The sequence below is a fragment of the Lacrimispora amygdalina genome, from assembly GCF_900205965.1.
Taxonomy (GTDB): domain Bacteria; phylum Bacillota; class Clostridia; order Lachnospirales; family Lachnospiraceae; genus Lacrimispora; species Lacrimispora amygdalina_A.
Genome location: NZ_OAOF01000083.1, coordinates 1 through 624, shown reverse-complemented (window position 1 = coordinate 624; position 624 = coordinate 1). Strand labels below are relative to the sequence as shown.

Sequence of the window (624 nt, the reverse complement as noted above, 5' to 3'; positions counted from 1 at the left end):
TTTGAAAACTCCTACTCTTACAATATGGGAGTTGACTTAGCAAAGTTTAACCCTGCTTTGTCGGCAGATGATTTCTATTTTTCCTATGACCATTCAAGCGACACTGTGATTCGCCATACTGATATATTCTTACTTCAAAAGGATAAGCGTGTGGCAGGCATCTTGTCTGGCTCCAGAACTCTTGAAATTTACTATATGAATGACGATGGCAAACTGGTTTCTCCTGTTTCCAGGGTCACCTATTCAAACAATTCCGGTACCTATACTTATTATCCTTACGAAAAACCGAACTTCTCTTATATGTTGATTTCTGGAACTGATTATACCGCAGAAACGATGTCCAATATTCCGTTTCCTGTTTACGGCTCTCTTGATGAATTAAGAACTTATCTCTCTTATGGAACCTTGGGGGATACCATTAATGAATATACGGGTGCTTATACCTGGGTGGATGTTAATTCTGATGTTGATACACAGCAGCGTGATGTTACTTCCGACGTTGAGGTCACAATTCCGAAAGATTCTTATGTTGCAGAACAGCTTGTATCTGATGTGCAATCATCAATCACAGCCGCTGATCGGGCTCAGGTCCTGGCACCAACCATTAATGTTACATACGGGGAA

At 40.9% G+C, this 624-nt stretch carries 1 protein-coding gene; it reads left to right on the top strand.

The features are described from left to right. Nucleotides 1-624 (top strand): hypothetical protein (locus CRO04_RS25775; RefSeq protein ID WP_166432684.1); only part of this gene is annotated, 624 nt, incomplete at both ends.